Here is a 23667-nt window from a genome sequence, read left to right as displayed (position 1 = left end):
ACGGGCACCAGCGCCCTGGGCCCGGCCCGAAGCAGTGATGATCAGCATTGGGTGGCGATCAGATCCGCGTGGTGCTCGGCGGCGACGTCCGAGTGCGCCCGGAGTCTGGCCTTGAGCAGGTTGTCGCCGAAGGCGCCGGAGATGACGTTGGCCGGGTCGGTCGTGATGCCTCGAGCGTGGTGAGCCAGGTCGGCGGGCAGCCCGATTTACCCCCTGCGCGAGCTGCTGCACCTCGCCGCCCTTCGGCGGCTGTACGGAGCGAAGGGCCAGTGCACCGCAGACCTGGCCGCAAGGGAAGCCACGGTCGAGCACGCACTCGGACACGCCCATCCCTGACGAGACAGGACATCACCGATGCATGAGCCCGGCCCACCACCGCTCCACGACGTGACTCAGCCGATCCCCGTCGTCGTAGGTGCAGCCGTCCTGGGTGCAGTCGTCGTGGGTGCCGCTGCGCCCGCCAGAACGACGTCGCCCGCAGCGGGCCCACACCCCACGACTCCCCAGGCTCCGCGGCGAGGTCGTTCCAGTCGGGGCCCGGTGGGAGGGTGTGCTGATGACGGCCCCTGAAGACCCGGACGCCTGGGTGCACGACGCGTTCGCCCTGGACGGCCCGCACACCCCGGAGAGCGTCACCGCGGCCGCGGCCGCGGTGGCGGAGCTGGTGCGCTACCTCAACCGCGCGACCATGACGGTGCGGCTACCGGCCCCGCAGCTGGCGTCGACGCTGCGCAACCTCGGCGTCGCGGCGGCCCGATTGCCGCAGCTCATCGACCAGCTGCACGCCAGCGCGACCCGCCTGGATGAGCACGGCGAGCCGTACTCGGACACCGACCGGCTGGACGTGAACGAGCTGCGGGCGCAGCTCGGCCGCTACCTCGGTGACGGGCGCGTGAAGTCCGACGTGGAGGGGCTACGGCTCGCGCTGGACAGCGCTGCCGAGGCCGCCAGCCACATCGGCCACCGATACGACCCGGCCAGCGACCCCGAGGTCACTACCAACCACTGATCCACCTGCACAAACCGTAGAGCGAGGGGCTCGCACCTGGCCGCGGCGCGTGCTGTCTGCGAGCTCGTCCCCGAACCCGTACCGCAGAGTGCAGTGGCGCGTCATGGAGCCGCCACGGTCAGGGGGCATGTGCCCCGGTCCGACATGCTGACCTGGTGACCGAGGAATCCACGCGCACCGTCCGCGAGTTCGCCCTCGCTGCCGGGCTGTCCGAGGAGAGCATCGAGCGGCACCACGCGGCCGGACGACTCCGCCTCGACGGGGAACCGGTACCCGATCTCGACACGCCCGTTCCGGGCGGAAGCAGAGTCCTCGTCGCGGGCTCCTGAGGCCGCCCCAGGCTTCGTTCACCGCCGGCGCGAACGGGGTCCTGAACGCCGCTGCGCGAGCGTGGGCCGGTTGCTGGCCTTGCCCTGTTGCCGGCGGCCGGTGCCGGGCCGGCGCCGCGTAATGGCCCATTGAGGGACGACGGCCGGGGCGGTGAGGACCGGCACGCCGCCGCGCTCCAGCTCGCAAGTGACCACGCCGAGCCAGAACGCGCGCTCGGTCATGACCTGGGCCCACATGATCGCCCGGACGACACCGCCCACGAACACACCACCGGATCGGTGCCCACGCCCGTAACGCTGCTGCTGAGTGAGCGCAGCGAGGTCCACCCACACCGGCACCGGCGGATCGCAGCGACGGACAGCCGGGTCCGCGCTGTCCAGCACGTCTGGCGCTTCGCCCTCGCGGTCGAACATACGTTCGATTATGAGTCATTGTCGTTGCCTCTGGGTGGCGGGTCGGGGGCCGCCCCGCCGAGCCACAGCCGATGGGTTTCTTCACGGCGATCAGTGCGGCCTCGTGGCCGTCGATCCAGCGGCCGACCCTTGGCGGTGATGCCCTGCGGGATGAGTAGCCCGTCGCGTTTCCACCCGGTACATGTCCCCGGCCAGTTCGTCGGGCGCGGTGTCGTCGCCGTCGACGACGACGACGACGAGGTCGCGGTCGGCGGGGAGCAGGGCGATCATGCCGCCGCGCTGCTTGATGTCGTCGATGTCGGCCACGCCACCCCTCCCGTCGTCGAAGCTGCTCCGAATGGGTGGAACAGGGGCACGAATTTTCACCCCCGATGCAGGCATATATTGCGATAACTGCAGCGACTTAAACATGCCGACAATGACAGAAAAACGGCTTGGCCGGCTTTCCATGGCGAAAAGACATCGGAGAAAGACAGCCCATGTGCGGCGCGACCTGCGGATCTTCCCGGTTGCTCGTTTGCTCGCCCTGCTGACCTGATCTAACCAGCTCAGACCCGGTTGCGTAGAGTCGCGTCCCCCGCGCCAGCTCCCGGTCGAGAATGACAGGACGGCGAGATCATCACCCGGTTGCGCGTCGTTTGCGGGCCCACGCCCCACTCCGGTACACATTGTCCAGAGGCCCCCGCGGCTCGCAAAACAGATACCGGCGAATCGTCCGGTGACGGTTTCTCACCCCTGGAGGGGAAAACGATGTGCAGTAGCGGAATGGGGAGCGGCATGCCTGGACACGGCGCCTGGGCGGCGTTCTGCTCGGCGGTCGCCGCCGACAGTTGGGCCCCCTGGACCCGGTGGATGATCAGCGCCGTCGTGGTGGTCCTGCTGCTGGTGATCCTCTCCGACGTGGGGGTCCTGGAGTGGTGGGGCGGGCTTCGCCGGTGACGATGTCGCCCGGCTGGGCAGGGGGCACTCGGCCGGGCGGCGCCGTGCGTGGATCAGAGGGTCGCGGCGACCTACGGAACGGCGGTCACGATCCGTCGCCCCGGCCCCCGGCCATCGCCTGTAGCTGGCGAACCACGATGACCACGACCGACCTCACCCGAGGTCAGTCGGCGCGTCGGTGAGAGAGGGAGGGCCGAGCCCTTCCCATTCCCGGGCCCGGTCGGCGAACGTGGCGAGGGCGGCGACGGTCTCGGCCGACAGGCCGTAGGCGCGGATGGCGAGGTCACGAACTGCTGGGTCGCGCAGGGCGGCGAGCAGCGCGAGGTCATCACGCAGCGCGGTGGCGGCGTCGTCGTCTAAGAAGTACGCCACGGGCACCTCGAACGCGGCGGCGAGTGCTTCCAGCGAACGCATCGTGGGCCGCTTCTCGGGGTTGTGGCGCAGCTGCCAGACGTAGCTGGGCGAGATCGCGTAGCCGGCCGCGGCGGCGCGTTCGGCGATCTCGGGGTGGGTGTACTCGCGGCCGAGCCCGCCGGCCGGCTTCACAGTCGCGAACAGCCGCTCGACCTTCTCCGGCACGCTCATCCCCGGCGCCCGCTGGGCCGCGGATTTCCTGGTGGAGGCGGTCGTCGGCGGGGATGTCGTGGACGTCGGGGCCCGTCTGGGTGATCTTGGGGCCACGGCGCCTCCCACGCTTCGCAGCCGGCCCCGGGCGGCCAGCATGATCAGTGTGGCCGATGATCACACTGATGGTGGCACTTGTCCCCGGACGGGTCACGGTCTGCTGCACCGCCACCTCGCCGCCGACGGTCGTGCTGATCCGAACGAGCTGCTCGACCGCGCGTTCCATGACCGTCGGTAGCAGTGATGCCGTCGCCGAACGGCGATGATCGCATTCTCAACATTTCCCCAGGCCAGCATGGGTTTGCCAGCACCTGTCTTGTCTGAGGAAAATGGAGATGGGTATTTGGCGCGACTCGCAGTCCCGCGTTGTCGAGATGGTTCGACGTGCTGGAGCGACCGCGCGTGGTGATCTTAGGGGGCGTCGTGGATCGGCCGCAGTGCGCGTTGCCCGACTGCACACAGACCGTGCCGGACGTCGAGGACGGGCGCCCGCCGCGCCGGTACTGCACCCCGGCACATCACGCCGCCCATCGCGCGCTGCTGCGCGGCGCGACCGCGAGCGTCGCCGGCGACATGTCCGCGGCGCGCTCCGCGGGGACGGGGCCGCGACCGGGCATCGGGCTGGCCGTCGACGCGTTGAGCAGCCTGCCCTCGACGGCCGGGCCGGGCCGGCGCCGGAAGGTGCTGGTCGATGCCGAGATCGCCGAGAAGTACCAGCGGAAGGAAGCGGCCCGCGCGGCCCGCGCGCGGGCGACGCGCCGGTTCGTCGGCGTGGTGGCCGCCGCGGGTGTGGTCGCGGCCGGTGGCACGTTCGCGGTGAAGAACCTGCCCGACTGGTTCGACCCCGACCACGCGCCGCGCGTGGTGGCGCAGGCGGACTGGGAGTCCCAGGCCAAGATCTCGCTGGCTTCGATCAACTCCCAGCTCGACTCGATCACCTCGGCCGAGGCGGTGTGGGACAGCCAGATCGCCCCGCTCTACGCCGGGGCGACCCCCGCGGTCGTGCAGGAGCTGCTGGCGCGCAAGACCTTGCTCGAGCAGCAGCGCGCCGCGCTGCAGGGCCAGCTCGCGACCGCCGACCAGCTCGCCCAAGCCCGGGGCCAGCTCGCGGACCTGGACCGCCAGCTCGCCCAGATCACCGCGGTGCTCGACGGGCTGCCCCACGGCAAGCTGACCCCGGATCAGCAGTTCGTGCGCGACTCGCTGACCGCCCGCCGCGACCTGCTCGAGCAGGAGCGGGCCGCGCGGCAGGCCGACCTGGCGCGGCTGCAGCAGAGTGTGTCCGTCGTGTCGAGCAGCCCGGTCCCCGATCCGACCGACCAGACCTCCGCGCTGGCCAGCCAAGTGCTGGACCTGCGCAACCACCGGCCCGCCCCGCCGCCGCCGGTCAGCGGATCGCACACCCCGCCGGTCACCGGGAACAGCGACCGCCGCGACCCCGCGGTGCTGGCCGACGGTGCGCCGTCGCAGGCCCGCAAGCCGGTCACGCCGATCCGCCCGGTCAGCGACACCGTCGGCACCGCCGACTCGGCCACCCAGCCGGTGCGCAACGCCGTCGAGGGCTCCCCCACGCACAGCAGCTCCGGCGCCTCGGGCTCGTCGGACTCGGGCTCCTCGGGGTCGGGCTCGTCCGGGTCGGGCTCGCAGCGCAAGGCCGCGGCCAAGCCCAGCTCGTCGGACTCCGGCTCGGACTCGGGCTCGGACTCGGGCTCGGGCTCGGGCTCGGACTCCGGCAGCAGTGCCAAGCGCTCCTCCGGTGGGGACTCCTCTGGTGGGGACTCCTCGGGTGGGGACTCCGGTGGCTCGGGTGGCTCGGGTGGGGGGATGACGCCGGCCGAGGCCTACAACACCGCGATGAACACCCCGGGTGGGCGGATGGCCCAGTTCGTCGGGGGCACCTCCGGCGCCCCAGTCGGCTGAGCCCAGGCCGCGGACGCGTCGATGTATGGCCACGAGGTGCCCTACGAGCCGGACCGCCAAGACGAACTGATGGGCGATGCCATCGCTGTGGGAGGCCGGGCGTTCATGCACGAGGTGACCTACGCGGCCACCGAGCTCACCACCTCGGACTACCCCTGGACCGACGGGCAGGAGCCGGCCGGGTATCGCGAGGCGTGGCTCGCACACGCCGAGCGGCTCATCGCCCAGCGCCGCGCCCGCCTCCGCCCGTCGTCGCCCCGGCCGTCGTCGTAGTCGCCCTTCCAAGCCTGCGTAGCAGTCGCGCGCTTCCAGGGCGGGGTCGACAGGTGTGCCGGTCGGGCGGACCGTTCGTCGTCACCGGTTGGGCCAGGTGGCCGAACCCAGGTCACGGTGGCGCATCGCGCGTAACGACACGGTCGGTCAAGATCGAACCCGGGAGAGCACGCTCCCCCCGCTCTCCCCCGGAGTCTCTTCGTGAAGATCACCCGCAAGTTCGCGGTCATCGCTGCGGCGGTGGCGATCGCGTCCGGCGCCGCTGTCGTGGTGGCCACCTCGGCGTCGGCGTCCCCCGGCGGCCGCGACGACGACGGCTTCTCCCTGTGGTGCACCCCGATCCGGCCCGGTGACACCGACGCCGGGTTCTTCTGCACGCCCACCGACGACCGGGGCCGTCAGTGGTACGGCAACGGCGGAGGGCGCCAGGCCCCGCGGCCACCCGTTGCGCCTCCGGTGCAGCCCACGGTTCCGCCGCAGGCAACACCGCCCGCTCCGCCGGTGACCACCACAGTTGCGCCGCCGGTGACCACCACCGCCGCACCGCCGACGACGAGGCGCAGCACGGTGGCTCGCACAACAGCGCCCGCCGCCGGCGCGGAATCCCTGGTGGCGCCCGTCGGATAGCGCTGGCGCGGTCGCGAGCCTTAGCGGCGTCCCTTGAGCGCGCGCAGCAGCCCGCGAGAGCGGGCTCGGTCGGGGTCGAGGATGTGCTGGGCGAGGATGCGCCCGGTGAGCTCGGCCTCGCGTTCGCGCTGCCACTCCGGGGAGCCGGGTTCGTAGGGTTCGCCGCAGCGGCCGATGACCGCACTGATCTGGGCGGGGTCGAGCGAGAGCCGGGGAGCGAGCTCGGTGAGCGGCTTTGGGTCGGCGACGGCCTCGCGGGTGGGTTGCGGGTCGTGGCCGCAGATCATGTGGCCGAACTCGTGGCAGGCGACCACGGTGCGGGCGAACGGGCTGGTGCGCCGGTCGACCCAGATCAGGTCGCGGGCGGGCCGGTCACCGGTGGCGCGCAGCTGGCTCCACAACCCGGACGGGAGTTTCAGGGTGCCGGGGTCGGTGATCTGCAGGTCGATCTCACGGCCGCGGATGGCCTCCATCCGCGCGCGGAGCTCCTCGAGGGTGTCGGGCAGCTCGGGCAGCAGGGCGCGCAGGCGCCGCCGGCAGCGGGCCAGGGTGGCGTGGTCGGTCGCCCTCAGATGCTCCCGGGCGTGCTCGGTCACAGCGTCCTCGGCGTCGGGCAGCTGCTCGGCGCGGCTCATCCGGTGCTCCTCGAACTCCTCTGACCTCTGCAGGTGGGGCCTGGGGCGGATCGCACGTTCATGATCACATGGCGCCAGCGTGGCGGGCGGTGGTTCCGTGCAGGATTTCCGCGGCCGCGGCGGCGGCGTAGTGCTCGGTGCGGACGCGCTGGACCTGGGCGAGCCAGGCGATTTCCTGGGCTTGGACGCTGGATCCGCCGAGGGCGCTCAGGTCCGCGCCGCGGGGTTCTTGGGGGTCGTCGGCCTCGACTCCGGCGATGCCGATCTCCAGACAGACGCCGACGGCGAACGCGCGGGCGTCCGGGCCCGACAGCCCGAGGCGGCGGCCGATCGCGACGGCCTGGGTGACCTCGTCGGGGTGGACCCAGCGCTGGACCGCCCAGATCCGGTCGCGGATCTCCACGACCGCGACGAACAGGTCGGCCACCGCGGCGGGGCTGGTGGTGGCGCGGCGGGTGCGGTCGGTGAGCCAGCGGTGCAGCTGCAGGACCTGTTCGTGCTGGACGTCGGGGGCGACGCCGCGCCCGCGCAGCAGTGGGCGGGCCCCGGCGGCGATGCCCAGCCCGACCAGGACGGCGAGGGCGGCGTCGAGCAGCTGGTAGACCCCCGCCGACAGCCCCCCGACGGCGAGCGCGCGGACGGTGAACACGGTGGCGGTCAGGGCCCAGGCCAGCACCGCCCCGGCCAGCGCGGCGGCCGCGGTGAGGTCGCGGCGCAGCGCGCCGGGGGCGAGGTCGAGCAGCGCCCGCGCGGTGGTCTGCACGAACAGCGCCGCGGCGAGCACGACGAACACGCAGAACGCGAGCAGCCCGACCAGCACCCCGGGCCGCCCGAGCAGCGGGAGCACCCCGTCCGGGGCGACAGAGGCCGGGCCGGGAGCGATCCCGACACCCCAGCCCGCGCACACGACGACACCGGCGACGGTGGCGACGGCCAGGAGCCGGGGCCGGCAGCGTTGGCGCAGGTGGGTGCAGGTGAGCAGGGTGACCGCGGCGATCAGCAGCAGGTCCGAGGCCAGGACGCTCAGCGCCAGCCGGCCGGTGAGGATGTCGACGCTGGCCCCGATCGGGCGGATCCGCAGCGTCACCGCCAGGGCCAGCGCCCCGATCCAGCCGAGGGTCCGGAGGCTGGTCAGCCGCACCGTCGCCACGATCAGGGCCGCCCAGAGCAGGATCGCGAGCACCCGGAACGCGACGTCGACGACCCCGCTCACCACATCCCCTTCACGGCGTCGTCCTGGGAGGGCCTGGGAGTCACTTGCGGCGGCGCAGCTTGCCGCGGCGGCTCTTCTCCTCCTGGCCGAGCTGCTCGACGAGGGCCTCGACGGCTTGCAGGGACTCCTCGTCCTCGAGGTCACCGAGGCGGGCCATGATCCCGACGACCTGCGGGCGGCTGTCCATCTGGAAGCCGCTGTCGCGCACGGCGATCGCCTGCTCGAGCTGGGCGTGGATGCCGCGGATGGTGTCGAGGTCCTCGGCGCTTCCTTCGGCCGGGTCCAGGACGAGGTAGGCCGCGAGCGCGGAGGCCCGGCCGGGTTCGGGCTCGGTGCGCGAGAGGTACTCGAATGTGCGGGCCAGGCTGCTGGCGATCTCCACCGACGGCTTGGTGCGGCTGCCATTGCGCAGCGACCGCAGATGCCCGACGGTGCAGATCGGGCGCCCGTGCAGGTGCTCCATGGCCCGCACGACCTGGGTGTTCGTCCACTCCACCCGCTCGCCGATCTCGTTGGGTGGCTGCAGGAACGCGGCGAACACCATGTTCAGCCGGTCCGCGAAGGTCAGTCCCACACCCAGCTCCTCTCCGAGCACACCCATCACCGGTAATCGGCGGCGCGCCCAACCCGTGTCCGGGGCGCGACCTCCGCTCGGCATCGCGTTCCCTCAGCCCGTCACCATCGAACCAGTAGCGGACCTGTTGACTGCACCGTACCCGGGTACACGTCTCGGTAGCTAGATCTGACACGCCTATTGCGCGGAAGAAGCGAATCTGTAGAGTTGCGCCTGCCATCGGGGGATGGCGATGTGATGTCGTTGGAAGGGGGCCTCCGGTGGCACGTGGCCGGGGCAACGGCGGGCGCGGTGGCGTCGCTGCGGGGTGGCAGATCGCCCCGGGCGTCAGCGCACCTCCCGCCGTCGCCCCGGCTCACGCCGTTCCCACGGCTTCTGCGCCTCCCGTCCCGAGGACGCCACCGATGCCGCAGCCAAGCTCGCCACCTCCGCCGCCGAGCTCGCCACCAGCGCCACCGCAGCCGTTTCCGCCCACCGGTCCTGAGTTCGTCCCTGGCGCGGTCCCGACGCGCTCACTGGCCGCTGTGTCGACGCCTGCGCTGCCGCCCGCCCCACCGGCTCCAATGCCGCCGAGGCCGATGTCGCCGGGGCCGGCCTGGTCCGGCCCTCCGCCCTTGGCCCCGTCTGCGGCGCCGGGGCCGGCCGCAGCTGATGCGGGGGTGAGGCTGTCGCCAGGTCCCGGAGCGGTAGGCGCGGCATCGTTGCAGCACCTGTTCACCGGGCCGGCGGCCGGGGCGCCGATCGCGCCGCTGCACGAGGGCGCACGCTGTGTCGCGTCCGATGGCGCCGAGCTGTGGATGCCCTCAGCGGTGGCCCCAGCCCTCATCCCGCGTCCTGATTTCGACCGTCCTGATCTCAACCGGCCCGAGCAGCCGTCACGTGAGCACTCCCGGCGGAGCTTGCGTCGCGGCCCGTGGCGGGCCGCGACGACCCTGCCGATCCCCCTCGTCGCCCCGGCGACCCCCGGCGCGGACGGGAGCCCGCCACCGCCCGATCCCGGTGGTGCCGAGGCGGCGGGGCTGGTCGGTGAGCTCGAGGGCGCGGCGTTCGCCGGGCGGTTCGTCGCGGAGTTCCTGTCCTGGGACGAGGACGACCCGACACGTCGCGCACAGGTCCTGCGGACCCTGCTGCGTGATCCCAGGGGCGCCACCCTGGGCTGGTCGGGCGCGGGCAGGCAGCGCGTGGAAGTGGTCCTTCCGGGGCGGACCCTGCGCACCGAGTGCGGTGGCCTGATCGTCGAGGTCACCGCCCGGGTGCTGAGCTTCCAGCGCACCTGCCCGCGCCCCCACACCATCACGCCCCCCACCGACACCGATCCCGCGGTGATGTCGTGTTGCCCGCCGCCGAGCGGCGCGGGCTGGGCCCCGGGCGAGTCGTCCTGGACCCGGCTGGCACCGCCGGTGGTCCGGCTGCCCTCCGGCGAGCTGAAGATCGACCTGGGGCTTCGTCCCCCGCAGCGCCCGGCCCACCCGCACGGAAGCAGAGGGACGCAGCGATGACCGATCCGTCCGCCTCGTGGATCGAGGATCCGTCTCTGATGCCGTGGCGGTTCAGCCTCAACGAGGCTGCCGGCACGGTGACCGTCAGCGCCCCAAGCGCGGCGGCGACGCCCACCGAGCCCCCGCTCACCGACCTGCCCCAGGCCGCGACGGACCCGGCCGATCCGGCACCACAGACGCCGCCGCCGTCGGCGGCGTCCAGCGCGGACCCGCCGGTACCCGACCCGGCCGCAGCAGAGGTTCCCGCGACGGCGTCCCCCGTGCCGCAGATCCCTGCGCCGCAGATCCCTGCGCCGAAGAACCCTGCCCCGGACGTCCCGGCGTCGGAGAACCCTGCGCCGGATGTCCCTGCGTCGGCGGCTCCCGCGTCGGCCCGGCCGGAGCCGCAGGCCGCCGATGCGGCCCCGGCGGTGTCAGCGGTGGTACCGCCGTGGCGGCGCAAGACCGTCCCGCCGGTGACGTCGTCGGCGTCGCACCCGGAGTGGAGTGCCGCGGTCGTGCCGCTGCGGCCCGTTCCCGCTCGGGAGGCGGCTGACCAGCCCACCGACACCGACACCGGTGGGCCGGGTGCTGCGCCCGCGGCCGCGCCGCGGCCGCCGACACTGCCCGTGGCCGTGCCGGTCCCACCAACTCCCCCACCGCCACCGCCACCGGCGCCTGTGCCCGCGGCGATTCAGCTGACGCCGGCCGCTGCTCGGCCCGCGCCTGACCCGGCGGCGGTGGCGAACGCGCAGGCGCCGACGGTGCCGGTCGGGTTCGACACCTACCTGCGCGCGCAGCTCGCCCCGGCCCCGCCGCCGCGGCGCGGGGTGCGCGGGCTGCTGTATTCGCTGTCGGGTGGTCGGGTCAACCCGGGCGCCTCGACGCGTGAGCTGGCCGAACGCGGCTACCTCGACCGGATCCGGACCCCGCTGTCGGGCTGGCACACCGTCACCGTGGCCAGCACCAAGGGCGGGGTCGGGAAGACCACCACCGCCGCGCTGCTCGGGCTCACCCTTGCCGAGCACCGCGCCGACCGGGTCGTGGCGATGGACGCCAACCCCGACGCCGGGAACCTCGCCGACCGCCTGCTCGGCCACCCGGCCACCGCCACCGTCCGCCAGCTGCTCGACCGGCCCGACCTCGACCAGCTCGTCTCGTTCCCCGACGTCGCCCGGTTCGTCAACACCGCCGGCCGGCTGCAGCTGCTGGCTTCGGATCAGGACGCGGCGAAGTCCGAGGCATTCAACCGCGACGAGTACCGCCGGGTCCTGGCCCTGCTGGTGCGGTTCTTCAACATCGTCATCACCGACTCCGGCACCGGGCTCATCCACTCGGCGATGACCGGCGCGCTGGAGAGCACGCGGAGCCTCATCGTCACCGGCGCCCCGACCATCGACGCCGCCGGACACATCGACAAGACCCTGGACTCGCTGGTCGCGCACGGGTTCGACGAGCTGGTCGCCGACGCGGTCATCGTGCTGACCTGCGACCGGCGGGCCCGCAGCGTGGACCCGGCCGCGTTACGCGCGCACTTCGAACGCCGCTGCCGCGCGGTCGTGGAGATCCCGCGTGACCCGCACCTGATCGAGGGTGGGCGTATCGACCTCGAGGCGCTGCGCCCGCGCACCCGCGCCGCGGCCCGCGAGCTCGCCGCGCACGTCGCCGACGCGTTCACCTGGGACTTCCCCACACCACCCGGGTTCACCACCGGCACCACTGGGTTGGGGAGGTAGGCGATGGGGGTTTCTGCGCTGGCCGCGGCCGCGGTGATCGCCGCGGCGACGCTCACCGGGCCGCTGTTCACCGGCCCGACGGCCACCACCGCACCGGTCCTGCTCGCCGCCTCGACCAGCACGAACGCCGCGGCGGGCGGGTGCGGGTGGCGCCAGACCGCGACCGACCTCTACGCCGCGCTCGCGCACGCCGGCGACGCCGCGGCGGCACGGCTGCGCGACAGCCTCGCCGCCGCCGGGGTCGGCACCCCCACATTCACCACCACCTGCGGCACCGGCACCGGAACCGGCACCGGCAGTACCGGTGGCGATACCGCTGGGAGTACCGGTGGCTCGGCCCGTGGTGCCGGGGCGGGGACCTCGTGTGTGGTCGGGGGACGTCCGTATTTCGGCAAGGCCGACTGGTTGTGGAACCCGATCCCCACCGGGGCCCGGCTGGACCCGCAGTCGAGTGCGATGGCCGGCGAGCTGGCCTCGGGCGATCACAGCCTCAACACCGGCGAGTTCGGCGTCGCGCTGGTCAACCCCGACCAGATCAGCGCCTCCACCCCACGCTCGACGGTGCCGCTGTCGGAGAACTGGGGCGGCAACCCGCTGGCCGGGGTGAAGGTGCCGGTCCCGGCGAACCTGAAAATCCCACCCGGCTCCGACGGCCACGTCGCGATCGCCGACCCGACCACCGACACCGTGGTCAACCTGTGGGTCACCAAGAAGACCGGCTCGGGGCTGGCCGCGAACTGGGGCGCCGCCACCCCGCTCGACGGTGACGGCCGCGAACACAACGGCTCCTCCACCGGCGCCGGGATCGCCCGCTACGCCGCGGTCGTGCGGGCCTCCGAGATCGCCGCAGGCACGATCCCGCACGCCCTGTTCTTCTCCACCAACATGGTCAAACCCGGCGAGGTCCGCTACCCCGCCACCAAGACCGACGGCTCGAACATGGACGGCGCCGGCTCGCCAATCCCCGAGGGCGCGCGGGTGCAGCTCGACCCGAGCATCGACGTCGACACCATCCCCGGGATCAGCAGCGGCGAGAAAGCCATCGCCAAGGCCCTGCAGACCTACGGCGCCTACGTCGGGGACAACGGCGGCGCCCGGATGGCGTTCATCGCCGAGTACGCCCCCGACTCCAACGCCTACTCCCAGGCCGGGCTCTCCGGGGACTTCGTCGCCCTCGACCACATCCCCTGGGCCAAGCTCCGCGTCCTGTCCGACTGGAGCGGCGGCACCCAGACCACCCCCACCGGAACCGACACCACCGACCCCAGCACCAGCTCGGACGCGGGCTCGGGATCGGGCGCGGGCGGGGTCGAGCCCAGCGCGGCGACCTGCGGAAACGGGCAGCGATGACCCTCCACGCCAACCCCATGCCCATGCCCATGCCCGGTGAGGCGTGCCAGGCCCAGCTGTCCTCTCTATTGACACTCAAGGAGCAGTGACCATGCCCGTCACCACCACCGTCGGCACCCTGGCCGTCGCCGCCGCGCTGGCCGCGGGACCGGCCCTGACCACCACCCCCGCGCTCGTCGCCGACCAGACCGACAACCGGACCTGCACCGTCCAGACCACCGCCGGTGACACCACCAGCACCCACACCACCGGCAGCAAGGACTCCGCCACCAGCACCGGCACCGGCACAGGTGGCCCCGGGCAGCTCACGCCCGACCAGGCCGCGAAGCTGCTCGAGCAGACTCGGGAACTGGTGACCTCGCTGACCCTCGCCGGCGCGGATGCCCGCGCGGCAGCGTTGGGCTCGGGCATCCGAGCGCTCGGGATCACCCCGTCAGTGGCCTCGGGCTGGCAGCAGCAGGCCCACGACCTCGCCGACACCACGCTGGCCGCGATGGGCGACGACCCGGCCGCCGGAGCGCTCGCGGTCGCGCTGGCCAAAGCCGGCTACTCCCCCACCCCCGCCGACCTGCGCACCAACACCAGCAAAGCCCCCGACACCAGCCACGCCTCCGACACCAGCCACGCCTCCGACGCCGGTAAGGCGTCCGACACCAGCGCGAGCACGGCCACCGGCACCGCATCGGGACAAGACGCGGCCGCGGATGGTGGGAGCGGGCCGGCGATCGCGCCCAGCGCTGCGGCTGGGTCGGTCCTGCTCGCCGGCGGCGCGCTCGCTGCGGCGATCCGCGCGCTGCCCGCCGACGGTGTCGAGGCCTGCGGCCTCGACTCCACCACCGGCACCAGCACCAACACTGGCTCGTCGGCTGGTGGCGCCGCCGGCACCGGCGACTGGTCGGCCCAGGCAGACGCCCTGCTCGCCCAGCTGACCGGCGACTCCGATCCCGCTGCCCGCCAGCTCGCCCAGATCATCGAGCAGGCCCGCGCCAGCGGGACCGGGACCGGGGCCGGGACCGGCAACACCGTCAACGACCAGGTCACCGAACGCGGCAACAACGGCTCCACCACGAGCGACAGCACCGGCACCAGCGACAGCGGCGCGACCAGCACCGACACCACCAGCACCGACACCGGCAGCAGCGGGACAGGGAGCACCGGACAAGGGAGCACCGGGAGCACCACCGGTGGCGACACCGCCCAGGGCGGCGCCGGAGCCACGGGTTCGGGGGCTACGACCAGCGCTGACGACGCTCCGGCCGATCAGACGTCGACCGGCGGGGCGGGGGCGGCCGGGCAGGCGTGGGAGGCGAAGGCGCAGAAGCTGGCCGACCAGCTGTCCTCCGCCGGTGACGACCCGGTCGCGCGCAACCTCTCCGAGCAGCTCGCCGCCCAGGGCATCACCGGCCGCCCCCAGCAGGCCGGCACCACGAACCCGACCGACACCACCTCAACCGGCACCAACTCCGGGGACAGCTCCTCGACCTCGGACAGTGCCGATCAGGGCGGCGGCGACAACGATCAGGCCAGCGACGGGGCCAGCGACAAGGACACTGACAGCGGCCAGGAGGACGCTGACGACCAGCAGGGCTCCGAGGACCAGGACGACCAGGAGCCCCAGAACGGCGGCGCCCAGGACCAGGGCTCGGCGGACCAGGCCGCGAAGGATGACCAGTCTGCCGGCGGCCAAGGCGGCGGGGACAAGCAGTCCGGCCCGGACGCCGGGACCAGCACGAACACCGTCTGGGATCGCTTGGCTTCCTGCGAATCGGGCAACAATTGGAAGGCCGCGGGCGGGTCGTACAGCGGCGGATTGCAGTTTGATGCCGCCACGTGGCGGGCTTTTGGCGGTGACCAGTACGCGCCGAGCGCGGACCAGGCCACCCGTGAGCAGCAGATCGCGGTGGCGGAGAAGGTCAAGGCCGACCGCGGCGGCTACTCGGCCTGGCCGGCCTGTTCACGCAAGCTCGGGCTGTCGTGACCGCCGTCGGACATGCTGGCCTGCCGCCGGCGGGGAGCTCTGGTGGGCGGCCCGCGACGGTGGCCGAGTTCGTCGCCGACCTCGAGCACGCAGCCCGCGCCGGAGCCGGCCCGACCCGCATCGACCCCGTCGATCTCACCGAGGCCGCGGCCGCCGCGGCCCGCTGCGCGGCCACGGGCCGCGGTGACGTGGGGGCGGTCGCAGCGCGAATGGGGGGCGCCGCGGCCGCCATGACCACCCTGGACCTGCCACCCGCCGCGACCGAGCCGGTGAGCTGGGCCGGGTTCGGCGCGCTGATCCCGGTCCTGTCCGGCTCCCCCGGCGCGGGGGCGTCGGTGGTCGCCGCAGCAATCGCGGACACGCTGCAGCTGGCCGGGCGGTGCGTGCTGCTCATCGACGCCGCCGACCCGGCCCGCTCCGGGCTGGCCGCGGCCGCCGAGGCCGAGGGCCCGTGGACCTCAACACTGACCCCGGATCTGGCGCTGCGGTACTCCTGGCGCGGGCAGGCCCTGCTCGCCCGGCTCGAGTCGAGGCTGCCGGTGATCACGCCGGGGATGGTGCCCCCGCCCCCGCAGTGGCTGCCCGAGGTCGACCCGCTGCACGTCACTGTGGTCGACGTCGGCCACGACGGCTGGCGGGCTGCGGCCAGCCCGCTGGCCGGGGCGGGTGGCTGGCTGCGGTTCGGGACCCCCGCGCAGCGCCCGCTGTTGGTGGTCCGCCCGACCCGCCCGTCGCTGCGCCACGCCGAGCAGGTCCTCGCCCGCCTCGAGCCCTGGGTGGCCGCGGGTGCGGCGACCTTCCCGTACCAGCTGGTCGTGGTCGGGGCCAAGCGCTGGCCCGCCGGGGTGGTCGGCGCGGCCGGGCGGCGGCTGGAACCGATGACCGAGACCGCGGTCTTCCTGCCCCACGACGATGACGTCCTCGTCGCCGGGGTCACCCCCGAGCTGCTGCCCGACCGGCTCCTCGACGCGCTCGCCCCGCTGCTGACCCGCTGGAACCTGCTCCCCCCGCCCGCCTCCCGTTCTCGAAAGGGACCCCGATGAGCCTCACGTTGGCCCTGGCCGACCACACCCTGCACGCACTGCGCGTGCTGCCGGCGCAGATCCCGAACCCGGGCGCCACGGCCCCGCCCGGCGCGGACAAGATCACCCAGGTCATCGGGTACGTGAAGTGGGGTGCCGGGGCGGCGATCGTGCTCGGCTTCTTCGCCGGCGTGGCCATGTTCGCCTGTGGGCGGATCGCCGACCACCACCGCTTCGGCCGGATGGGCGCGATCACCATCTTCGCCTCGGTCGGGTCGGCGTTCCTCTACGCCATCGGCTACGTGCTGCTGTCCACCATCGCCGGCAACGCCTGACCCGGGATGGCGACGATGACCCCCAACGGCGTCCCCTTCCCCCGCGACGAGCAGCCCAGCCCCGGTCCGGGCACGCCGCAGCCGCCGCTGCTGACCCCGGCCAGCTACCTCACCCACCCCGCCCCCGCGCGTCGCCGCCGGGGCGGGTTGCTGATGGCCAGCATCGGCGCGCTGGTCATGCTGCTGCTCATCGGGCTCGTCGCCGTGATCCTCGGGCTGGGCAAAGACCCCGGCCCGTCCGCACCGCCCACCGACCCGATCACCGGGGAACCCGGCTGGGACCTGGCCGCGGAGACCGCGCTGGCCACCCGCCCGATGCCACAGCTGCCCGAGGAAGCGGCCAAGCCGCACGCCTTGAGCACCCGCACACCGCTCGGCTTCATCACCCTCCCGCCGCCGGGAGGCAACAACGGGATCATGCCTGTCCAGTTCCCCCCGACTCCCGAGGGTGCATTGGCCCAGCTCGCTGCGCTGACCAGGGTTGGTTCACAGGGAGCGGACCCGCAGGCCTACGAGCTGGCCTACAACTCGATCGCCGCCCCGGGCGCCCCGCAGGTCGACTCCACCGGCATTCACCGCACCCTGGCCGATGCGCGCAGGGCGGCCCGCCTTCCACAGCAAGGCTCTGTCAACAGCCTCTCCCTGACCTTCACCCCGCTGGCCGGGCTGATCAAGGGCACGACCGACGGCGGCCGTTACGCGGTCGTCTGCGTGCTCGGTCAGGTCGACGCCAACGCCAACGGCGTTCCCTTCAGCGGTGGCGGCGGGGACTGCCAGGCGATGCGGTGGAACGGGCGGACCTGGCAGATCGCCCCCGGGGCGGCGGCCGCCGCCGGGCCCGTCGCATGGCCGGGATCCGACGAGGCTTTCGACGCCGGCTACCTACCCCTCCGGACACCGTGATGCCCACCAGCATCATTCCCAACTTCCCGGGCTTAGGGGACGCCTTCGAGTCGGCGTTCAACACGATCCTCGACTCGATCATGAAGGCGATCTGGTCGGCGTCGGTGTGGCTGCTGCGCACCGCGTTGGAGCTGGTCGACGGGCTGCTGGCGTTCAACACCAACTTGGCCGGGGCCGACGGGAAGCCTGCAGCCGGGTCGCCGTTCTCGGCGGTGTGGCCGACGCTGTTGTGGATTGCCGGGGCGGTCGCGCTCGGGCTGTTCTTCTGGCAGCTCGCGGTCACCGTGCTGCGCGGTGGGGTCGGGTTCTGGCGCGTCGCGTCTGGCCCGGTCGCGTTCGGGGTGGCGTGCGCGCTGAGCCTGGGCGTGGTCACGGTGCTGCTCGGCGGTGCTGACGGGCTGACCCAGCTGCTGCTGCAGAAGGGCCTGGCCTCAGACAACTTCGTCGGCATCCTCGACGGCGCCAAGCTCGGGCAGGTCTTCACCGACACCCCACCGGACCTGGGTGATCAGGTCGACGGCAGCGCGCGGTCGGTCGTGCTGGGCATCGTGAGCGTGTTCGGGGTCATCCCGGCCGCGATCGGCTACCTGCTGGAGATGGTCTTCCGGCAGGCCGTGATCCTCGTGCTCGTCGCGACGCTGCCGATCACCGCGGCCGGGTTGATGACCAACACGACCTCGAGCTGGTTCTGGCGCGCGCTGCGCTGGACGATCGCCGCGATCGTGCTCAAGCCCGCGCTGGCACTCGTGCTGGTCATCGGGGTGAACATGCTCGGCCAGCCCTCGGGGATCGGTGGGCTGCTCGCCGGCGCCGGGGTGCTGCTGGTGTCGCTGTTCTGCCCGCTGGCGGTGTTCCGGCTGCTCGCCTTCGTCGAGCCCGGCACCGCCGCCGGCGCCACGTTCCGCTCCAACCTGTCCGCCGCCTCCGGCTCCGGATCGTCGGGTTCGGCGGGCGCGGCGGCCGGCGAGTCGAGCGCGGAGGAGTCGAACACCTCGCGCTTCGACGCCGCCAGCTCCGGCTCGTCCGGCTCGAGCGGCGGCTCGTCGAGCGGCGGCTCCGGCGGCTCGGGGGGTGGGTTGTCGCAGCTGGGCGGGATGGTCGGTGGCGCGGCCGCGGCCGCCGCGAGCTTCGGCAACGCCCAGATGGACGGCGGCGGGATCGGCTGGGGCTACGGCGGCCCGGCCGGAGCCGGGAACAGCAACAGCAGCAACCAGAACCAGGACCGCTCCCAGCGCGACCCCAACTCGACGAACTCCTCCTCGAGCTCCTCGTCGGGCTCGTCGGGGGCTGATGGGTCCGCCCCGGTCGACGGCGGGCTGCCGGTGTCCCCGGACGCCCCCACGCAGGCGATCGCGCCCCCGACCCTGGGCGGAGCACCGGCCGGCGTGAGCGGCGGCCCCGGCGGTGGATCGGGTGGTGGCCCTGGTGGCGGTTCGGGTGGTCCTGGTGGGGGCGGCGCGGCCGCGGCGGCTGACGTGCCGCCGGTCGCATGAGCACCCGCGCCAGCAGCGACACCTCGGTGCGGTCGCTGCGGGTCTACCGCGAGCTCAACAACCGTGAACGCGCCGGCTGGGTCCTCGGGCTGACCCCGGCCCAGGCCGTGGCCTGCCTGGCCCTGGTCGCCCCGGTCCTGCTGAGCCTGTCGGCGGGGCGGTGGGCCGAGGCGTTCGGCTGGCTGCTCGTCGATGGCCTTCTCGCCGCGCTGATCGTCGTCCCGGTCCGCGGCCGGTCGGCGTTCCGCTGGCTTGCCGACCTGATCTTCTTCCAGACAGGAGTCCTGATGCGCTGGTCGCTGTGGCAGTCCAAGGCCGCCACCGGGCTGCCGGGTCCCCGCGACGAACCCGACCTGCCCGGTGTCCTGGCCCGGGTCGCGTTCCCCGACGGTCCACCGTTTCGTGACCAGGGCCGGTTGTGCCTGATCCACGACACCGGCGGCGGCCGCTGGGGCGCCACCGCGCGGCTGACCCACTCCGGAGTCGGGATGCTGTCCGACGCCGAGTGCGAGCGGCTCGCGGCGAGGCTGGGGAACCTGCTCATCGCGATCGGGCACCGCGAGGTCATCGACCGGATGTCGCTGCTGGTGCGCACCGTGCCCGACGACGGCACCGAGTACGACGTGTGGCGCACCGCCCACGAACACCCGGGCGCCCCGGACCTGGCCCGGCTCGCGACCGACGAGCTCGACGCCACCATCGGCTCGGTGTCGGTGCGCACGGAGCTGTTCGTCACCGTGTCCGGTACCGAGTCCGCGCTGCGCCGGCCCGCGGCCGCCGCGGGCGGGGGCACGGCGGGGCGGGCGGCGGTGCTCTACCGGGTCCTCGACGGCCTCGACGACGCCCTGAAGTCATTGGGCATCCGCACCGTCACCTGGTTGACCAGCGCCGCGATGGCGGAGGCCATCCGCACCGGCTTCAACCCCGCGGCCGCGGCGGTGCTGACCAACCAGCAGCTCACCCACGGCGCAGCCGCTGGTGTCGAGGACTCCGGCCTGCCGCTGGCGGCCGCCGGGCCGACGTTCGCGCCGACCCCGGCCGCCCGCGCGTATCACCACGACGGGTTCTCCTCGGTGTCCTACGCGGTGATGATGCCCGAGGCCGGCACCATCTTCGGCTCCCTCGGCCCGCTGCTCGCGGTCCGGACCGCCGGGGAGCGCCGCACCCTGGCCATCCACTACGAGGTCCTCTCGGCGCGGGCGGCGAACCGGGCGGTGCAGGCCAACCGGTTCCGCAACAACGTCATGACCGACTGGAAGGCCAACAAGGGCTTCAACACCACCGCCGCCGAGGCCCGCAAAGCCGGCGGCGCGCGCAACCAGGAGTCCGCCGTCGCCGCCGGGCACTCGATGGTCCGGTTCACCGTCGCCGCCTCGATCACCGTCCCGGCCGGATGGAACCTCGAGGACCACGCCGCGAAGCTGGAGAACGACGCGAGCGGCCGGTTCCGGCTGCTGCGCCTGGAACTCGCCCAGGACTCCGCGTTCGTCGCCGCCGCGCTGCCGGTCGGGATCGGGCTGCCCCGGCTGCGGGGAGCGCTGGACTGATGCGCCTGCCCCGCTCCCCCCGCCCTGCCCGCTCCGCCCGCTCCGCCCGCGCTGCGGGTGGCCCGCCGTCCGGGCCGCGTGACGCCCACGACCTGATGTCGCTGTTCACCCCCGGCGCCCCGATGAGCATCGGCGGCTCCGCCGACGACGAGCCTGCCGACCGGGGCGGGGAGCGGATCAACCGGGCGCTCGCCCCGCGCCGCGGCCGCGCCGAGACCGGCAACGGGTGGGCGCCGGTCGAGGCCGCCGCCCGGGTGCCGGTCTACCAGGCCACCACCGGCGAGATCGGCGGCCTGTTCCCGCTGCTCGCCGCGAACGGCGTCCCCGCGATCGGCGCCCGCATGGGCTACGACGTCCTCTCCGGCGGCGCGTTCTACTGCCACCCCATCGAATGGCTGCTCCGCGGCCTGTCCACCAACCCGAACATGGTCATCTTCGGCGAACCCGGCCGCGGCAAGAGCAGCACGGTGGTGGCGTTCTGCCTGCGGATGATGCTGTTCGGGATCAAGACGCTGATCTCCGGTGACGTCAAGGGCGAGTACACCCCGCTGCTGCGCGCGCTCGGGATCACCCCGATCGCGCTCGGCCGGGGCAGCGCCGCCCGGCTCAACGCCCTCGACCTCGGCCCGCTCGCGGCCCGCTGGTCGGGATGGTCGGTGGCGCGGCAGCGCGAGGAGCTGACCGGGATCCTGGCTCGCTGGACCAAGCTGCTCGCCGCGCTGGCCGAAACCCAGGGCTATCAGCCCACCGTCACCGACGAGCTCGTGCTCTCGGTGGTGCTGCGCCGCCTGGTCGGCGCCGAGGCCGGCAGCACCCGGCTGCGCCCGATCACCATCCCCGATGTCGCCCGCGCCCTCGCCCACCCCGACGAGGACCTGTGGCAGGTGGCCCGGTTCGCCGACCAGCGCGCCTTCCTCGACCACACCCGCCTGATCACCGACGCCCTGTCCAACCTCGTCCACGGCCCGCTGGCCGGGCTGTTCGACGAGCCGACCAACTTCGCCCTGGACTGGGACGCCCCGATCCAGTCGATGGACCTGTCGCTGCTGCGCTCGCGGGGGGACCAGGCCATCGCCGTCGCGCTGACCTGCCTCGGATCCTGGTCATCGATGATCACCGACCTGCAAGACGACGGCGAGATCCGCATCGTCGTGCGCGACGAGGTCTGGCGGCAGATGCGGCTCGGGCTGCGCGCGGTGCACGCCGTCGACTCCGACCTGCGGCTCTCGCGCGCGGAACGCAAGATCCAGCTGCTGGTCATGCACAAGCCCTCGGACCTGCTCTCGGTCGGCGCCGCCGGCTCGCAGGAGGTCGCGATCGCCAAAGACCTGCTCGCGCTGTGCTCGACCCGGATCCTGCTCGGCCAGTCCACCCGGGTCGCCGACGAGCTGGCCACCGAGCTCGCGCTGTCCGAGCGCGAGCAGGACGTCACCAACGGCTGGGCCATGGAACGCCGCGGCCGCGCCCTGTGGAAGATCGAGAACCACCCCGGGTGGAAGGTCCAGACCGTCCTCTCGGCCACCGAGCAGCGGATCTTCGACACCAACGCCCAGCTCCGCGCCCACACCCCCACAGCCCCCGCGGCGGCATCCCAGCAGCCGGGTCCCGACCCGGTGGGCGCGGCGGCGTTGCTGGGGCGGGTCAACGGCCACCACCTCGGGGCGCCCCGGTGACCAGCCCGCACCTCCGTGTCCTGGTGGGTCGGCGCCGCTGGGTGGTCGCGGCCGCGGCCGCGCTCATCCTGCTCACTACCGGCGCCGGGACCGCACACGCCGCCGACACCCCGCCGCTCGCGAGGGTCGCTCCGGGCGCTGCGGTGTCGTGCGGGTGGCGCGCGGCGGCCGCCGACCTCGCCGCGGCCACCGCCTCCGCGACCGACCCGCGCGCGAAAGCCATCCACGACGCCCTCGTGAAGGCCGGGCTCAGCGCCGGCACCCCCACCACCTGCAGCACCGGGTCCGGCAGCACCTGGTCCAGCACCGCAGCGGGGAAGGACTCGGGAGCGCAGGACGAGACAGCGACCGGGGCCGGGGCGGTGAAGGGCATCGACGACGGCGCCCCTGGCGGCGGCCGGACGTTGACCGTCGGCGCGGGTGGCGCCTACCGCGACATCAGCTCCGCGGTCGCCGCAGCCCAGCCTGGTGACACCGTGCAGGTCGCCGCGGGCACCTACCCCGGGTTCGCCGTGTCCCGCGACGGCGCGCCGGGCAAGTGGCTCACCATCGCCGCCGCACCCGGCGCGAGCGTGGTGATCACCGGCGGCGGTGAGGGCAACGGGCTGGTGTCCCTCGACGGCCGCTCCTGGGTCCGGCTGGTCGGGCTGACCATCCGCGGCTCGTCCAGCCACGGCATCTACGGCGACAAGATCGACCACATCGTCGTGCGCCGCTGCGAGGTCGCCGACTCCCAGGACGGCGGCATCGTGCTCTCCGACGGCCAGGACGTGCTCGTGCAGGGGGCCAACGTGCACGGCAACAACGCCCGCGGCACCTCGGCCAGCAATGAGGCCATCTCCATCGTCGGCACGAAGACCTTCGAGATCGTCGGCTCGGCCGTGCACGACAACGGCGAGGAAGGCATCGACGCCAAGTACGAAGCCGCCGACGGCCTGATCCACGACAACCAGGTGTGGGGCAACCGCGGCCCGAACATCTACCTCGACTCCGCCCACGACCTCACCGTCACCGGTAACCAGGTGTGGGGGGCCACCGAGGCCAGCAAGTCCGGCATCGGGCTGGCCGTGGAGAACTACTCCACCACCCGCCGGCTCGCGAACGTCACGGTCAGCGACAACGTGGTGCGCGACAACGTCGGCGCCGGGATTGACTTCTGGGTCGAGTCGAGCGGACAGCTCTCCGACGTCACGGTCACCGGCAACAAGCTCGGCGGCAACCGCCGCGGCGCGATCACCTACAACACCGACTCCCTGGCCGGGATCACCGTGCGCGCCAACACCTTCGGCGACGGCAACACCCCACCCGCCGCGCACCCCGGCGTGACCCTGCTCGGCAACGTCACCGGCGCGATCCCCGCCGTCACCAGCGCTCTCCTGGGCAGCGGCTCCGGCTCGGACTCCGGCGCGAGCGGTTCGCAGCCGCTTCTCGGGACGGACCAGTGACCACCGCCGCGCGCCCAGCCGCCTCGACCGCGTCCACCCAGCGGAGCAGGGGGTCAGACCGGTCATCGCGCACGTCCTGGCCGCAGCAGTTGCTATGGCGCTGGTCGTGCCTTCGATGGCTGCCTCCGTGCCGCCAGCTCCCGCACCACA

General features: G+C 73.4%; 23 protein-coding genes and 1 pseudogene. 17 read left to right on the top strand and 7 right to left on the bottom strand.

Annotated elements, in window-relative coordinates; translation table 11 throughout:
- Nucleotides 1-41 precede the first annotated feature (41 nt).
- A pseudogene (locus PSED_RS33950) lies at nt 42-206 on the bottom strand (isopenicillin N synthase family oxygenase); the annotation flags it as partial.
- A 350-nt stretch (nt 207-556) separates the two neighbouring features.
- On the opposite strand from PSED_RS33950, the gene PSED_RS33945 reads away from it, so the two are divergent.
- Complete coding sequence (locus tag PSED_RS33945) at nt 557-1009, top strand: hypothetical protein (RefSeq protein ID WP_013678739.1); 453 nt, start codon at nt 557-559, stop codon at nt 1007-1009.
- A gap of 155 nt (nt 1010-1164) precedes the next feature.
- Nucleotides 1165-1338 (top strand): hypothetical protein, encoded by a 174-nt coding sequence (locus tag PSED_RS33940; RefSeq protein ID WP_158511365.1) that lies wholly within the window; start codon nt 1165-1167, stop codon nt 1336-1338.
- A gap of 18 nt (nt 1339-1356) precedes the next feature.
- Here the strand turns inward: PSED_RS33940 and PSED_RS33935 are convergent, their stop codons facing one another.
- A complete protein-coding gene (locus tag PSED_RS33935) occupies nt 1357-1752 on the bottom strand; it encodes a hypothetical protein (RefSeq protein WP_041763318.1) in 396 nt (131 codons plus the stop codon).
- A 90-nt stretch (nt 1753-1842) separates the two neighbouring features.
- Nucleotides 1843-2202, bottom strand: a complete 360-nt coding sequence (locus PSED_RS33930; RefSeq protein WP_143771195.1) for a hypothetical protein — start codon at nt 2200-2202, stop codon at nt 1843-1845.
- A 327-nt stretch (nt 2203-2529) separates the two neighbouring features.
- Here PSED_RS33930 and PSED_RS33925 point away from each other — a divergent pair, with 327 nt between their 5' ends.
- Complete coding sequence (locus PSED_RS33925) at nt 2530-2691, top strand: hypothetical protein (protein ID WP_158511364.1); 162 nt, start codon at nt 2530-2532, stop codon at nt 2689-2691.
- Between the two features lie 153 nt (nt 2692-2844).
- Here PSED_RS33925 and PSED_RS33920 read toward each other — a convergent pair whose 3' ends face one another.
- Nucleotides 2845-3276 carry a hypothetical protein gene (locus tag PSED_RS33920; protein WP_041763315.1) on the bottom strand — a complete coding sequence of 144 codons (432 nt, stop codon included), beginning with the start codon at nt 3274-3276 and terminating at the stop codon, nt 2845-2847.
- Nucleotides 3277-3738: 462 nt separating this feature from the next.
- Here PSED_RS33920 and PSED_RS33915 point away from each other — a divergent pair, with 462 nt between their 5' ends.
- The 3 genes from PSED_RS33915 to PSED_RS33905 all read left to right on the top strand — a co-directional run bounded on the left by PSED_RS33915 (nt 3739) and on the right by PSED_RS33905 (nt 6135).
- Complete coding sequence (locus PSED_RS33915) at nt 3739-5235, top strand: hypothetical protein (RefSeq protein WP_013678734.1); 1497 nt, start codon at nt 3739-3741, stop codon at nt 5233-5235.
- A 21-nt stretch (nt 5236-5256) separates the two neighbouring features.
- A complete protein-coding gene (locus PSED_RS33910; RefSeq protein ID WP_013678733.1) occupies nt 5257-5508 on the top strand; it encodes a hypothetical protein in 252 nt (83 codons plus the stop codon).
- Between the two features lie 201 nt (nt 5509-5709).
- Complete coding sequence (locus PSED_RS33905; RefSeq protein ID WP_013678732.1) at nt 5710-6135, top strand: hypothetical protein; 426 nt, start codon at nt 5710-5712, stop codon at nt 6133-6135.
- A 20-nt stretch (nt 6136-6155) separates the two neighbouring features.
- Here PSED_RS33905 and PSED_RS33900 read toward each other — a convergent pair whose 3' ends face one another.
- The 3 genes from PSED_RS33900 to PSED_RS33890 form a co-directional block, all read right to left on the bottom strand.
- Nucleotides 6156-6770 (bottom strand): ImmA/IrrE family metallo-endopeptidase, encoded by a 615-nt coding sequence (locus PSED_RS33900; RefSeq protein WP_013678731.1) that lies wholly within the window; start codon nt 6768-6770, stop codon nt 6156-6158.
- A 64-nt stretch (nt 6771-6834) separates the two neighbouring features.
- Nucleotides 6835-7983, bottom strand: coding sequence for a DUF6545 domain-containing protein (locus tag PSED_RS33895; protein ID WP_013678730.1), 1149 nt, complete (start codon nt 7981-7983; stop codon nt 6835-6837).
- Nucleotides 7984-8023: 40 nt separating this feature from the next.
- The gene (locus PSED_RS33890) at nt 8024-8557 is read right to left on the bottom strand and encodes a hypothetical protein (RefSeq protein WP_143771193.1); all 534 of its coding nucleotides are present in this window, start codon (nt 8555-8557) and stop codon (nt 8024-8026) included.
- A gap of 899 nt (nt 8558-9456) precedes the next feature.
- Here PSED_RS33890 and PSED_RS33880 point away from each other — a divergent pair.
- Genes PSED_RS33880 through PSED_RS33830 form a run of 11 tightly spaced genes read left to right on the top strand, consistent with a single transcriptional unit; the run spans nt 9457 to nt 23517 of the window.
- Nucleotides 9457-10056 (top strand): hypothetical protein, encoded by a 600-nt coding sequence (locus tag PSED_RS33880; protein ID WP_143771191.1) that lies wholly within the window; start codon nt 9457-9459, stop codon nt 10054-10056.
- The gene (locus PSED_RS35430) at nt 10053-11771 is read left to right on the top strand and encodes a MinD/ParA family ATP-binding protein (protein WP_013678727.1); all 1719 of its coding nucleotides are present in this window, start codon (nt 10053-10055) and stop codon (nt 11769-11771) included. The genes PSED_RS33880 and PSED_RS35430 overlap by 4 nt, the downstream gene beginning before the upstream one ends.
- A 3-nt stretch (nt 11772-11774) precedes the next feature.
- Nucleotides 11775-13121: a hypothetical protein gene (locus tag PSED_RS33870; RefSeq protein ID WP_013678726.1), complete on the top strand. Its 1347-nt coding sequence runs from the start codon at nt 11775-11777 to the stop codon at nt 13119-13121.
- Nucleotides 13122-13164: 43 nt separating this feature from the next.
- Entirely contained in the window at nt 13165-15099 is a 1935-nt protein-coding gene (locus PSED_RS33865; protein WP_143771189.1) for a transglycosylase family protein, read from the top strand.
- A gap of 59 nt (nt 15100-15158) precedes the next feature.
- Nucleotides 15159-16142, top strand: coding sequence for a hypothetical protein (locus PSED_RS33860; RefSeq protein WP_013678723.1), 984 nt, complete (start codon nt 15159-15161; stop codon nt 16140-16142).
- Nucleotides 16139-16456 carry a hypothetical protein gene (locus PSED_RS33855; RefSeq protein ID WP_013678722.1) on the top strand — a complete coding sequence of 106 codons (318 nt, stop codon included), beginning with the start codon at nt 16139-16141 and terminating at the stop codon, nt 16454-16456. The genes PSED_RS33860 and PSED_RS33855 overlap by 4 nt, the downstream gene beginning before the upstream one ends.
- Nucleotides 16457-16471: 15 nt before the next feature.
- A complete protein-coding gene (locus PSED_RS33850) occupies nt 16472-17359 on the top strand; it encodes a hypothetical protein (protein ID WP_013678721.1) in 888 nt (295 codons plus the stop codon).
- Nucleotides 17359-18852 (top strand): TrbL/VirB6 family protein, encoded by a 1494-nt coding sequence (locus PSED_RS33845; protein WP_013678720.1) that lies wholly within the window; start codon nt 17359-17361, stop codon nt 18850-18852. The genes PSED_RS33850 and PSED_RS33845 overlap by 1 nt, the downstream gene beginning before the upstream one ends.
- A complete protein-coding gene (locus PSED_RS33840) occupies nt 18849-20399 on the top strand; it encodes an SCO6880 family protein (protein ID WP_013678719.1) in 1551 nt (516 codons plus the stop codon). Before PSED_RS33845 ends, PSED_RS33840 begins: the two co-directional genes overlap by 4 nt.
- Complete coding sequence (locus tag PSED_RS33835) at nt 20399-22072, top strand: ATP-binding protein (protein ID WP_013678718.1); 1674 nt, start codon at nt 20399-20401, stop codon at nt 22070-22072. Before PSED_RS33840 ends, PSED_RS33835 begins: the two co-directional genes overlap by 1 nt.
- Complete coding sequence (locus PSED_RS33830) at nt 22069-23517, top strand: right-handed parallel beta-helix repeat-containing protein (protein ID WP_013678717.1); 1449 nt, start codon at nt 22069-22071, stop codon at nt 23515-23517. The genes PSED_RS33835 and PSED_RS33830 overlap by 4 nt, the downstream gene beginning before the upstream one ends.
- Nucleotides 23518-23667 lie beyond the last annotated feature (150 nt).

The sequence above is a fragment of the Pseudonocardia benzenivorans CB1190 genome (assembly GCF_000196675.2).
GTDB classification, from domain to species: domain Bacteria; phylum Actinomycetota; class Actinomycetes; order Mycobacteriales; family Pseudonocardiaceae; genus Pseudonocardia; species Pseudonocardia benzenivorans.
The sequence above is the reverse complement of the archived record's forward strand: the minus strand, read 5'-3'. Positions and strand labels throughout refer to the sequence as shown.

Excerpts from the sequence above, each read along its gene's own strand:
- PSED_RS33945 (WP_013678739.1), top strand. The coding sequence starts at position 557 with ATGACGGCCCCTGAAGACCCGGACGCCTGGGTGCACGACGCGTTCGCC.
- PSED_RS33935 (WP_041763318.1), bottom strand. The coding sequence starts at position 1,752 with ATGTTCGACCGCGAGGGCGAAGCGCCAGACGTGCTGGACAGCGCGGAC.
- PSED_RS33930 (WP_143771195.1), bottom strand. The coding sequence starts at position 2,202 with ATGGAAAGCCGGCCAAGCCGTTTTTCTGTCATTGTCGGCATGTTTAAG.
- PSED_RS33925 (WP_158511364.1), top strand. The coding sequence starts at position 2,530 with ATGCCTGGACACGGCGCCTGGGCGGCGTTCTGCTCGGCGGTCGCCGCC.
- PSED_RS33920 (WP_041763315.1), bottom strand. The coding sequence starts at position 3,276 with ATGAGCGTGCCGGAGAAGGTCGAGCGGCTGTTCGCGACTGTGAAGCCG.
- PSED_RS33910 (WP_013678733.1), top strand. The coding sequence starts at position 5,257 with ATGTATGGCCACGAGGTGCCCTACGAGCCGGACCGCCAAGACGAACTG.
- PSED_RS33900 (WP_013678731.1), bottom strand. The coding sequence starts at position 6,770 with ATGAGCCGCGCCGAGCAGCTGCCCGACGCCGAGGACGCTGTGACCGAG.
- PSED_RS35430 (WP_013678727.1), top strand. The coding sequence starts at position 10,053 with ATGACCGATCCGTCCGCCTCGTGGATCGAGGATCCGTCTCTGATGCCG.
- PSED_RS33870 (WP_013678726.1), top strand. The coding sequence starts at position 11,775 with ATGGGGGTTTCTGCGCTGGCCGCGGCCGCGGTGATCGCCGCGGCGACG.
- PSED_RS33855 (WP_013678722.1), top strand. The coding sequence starts at position 16,139 with ATGAGCCTCACGTTGGCCCTGGCCGACCACACCCTGCACGCACTGCGC.
- PSED_RS33850 (WP_013678721.1), top strand. The coding sequence starts at position 16,472 with ATGACCCCCAACGGCGTCCCCTTCCCCCGCGACGAGCAGCCCAGCCCC.
- PSED_RS33845 (WP_013678720.1), top strand. The coding sequence starts at position 17,359 with ATGCCCACCAGCATCATTCCCAACTTCCCGGGCTTAGGGGACGCCTTC.
- PSED_RS33840 (WP_013678719.1), top strand. The coding sequence starts at position 18,849 with ATGAGCACCCGCGCCAGCAGCGACACCTCGGTGCGGTCGCTGCGGGTC.
- PSED_RS33835 (WP_013678718.1), top strand. The coding sequence starts at position 20,399 with ATGCGCCTGCCCCGCTCCCCCCGCCCTGCCCGCTCCGCCCGCTCCGCC.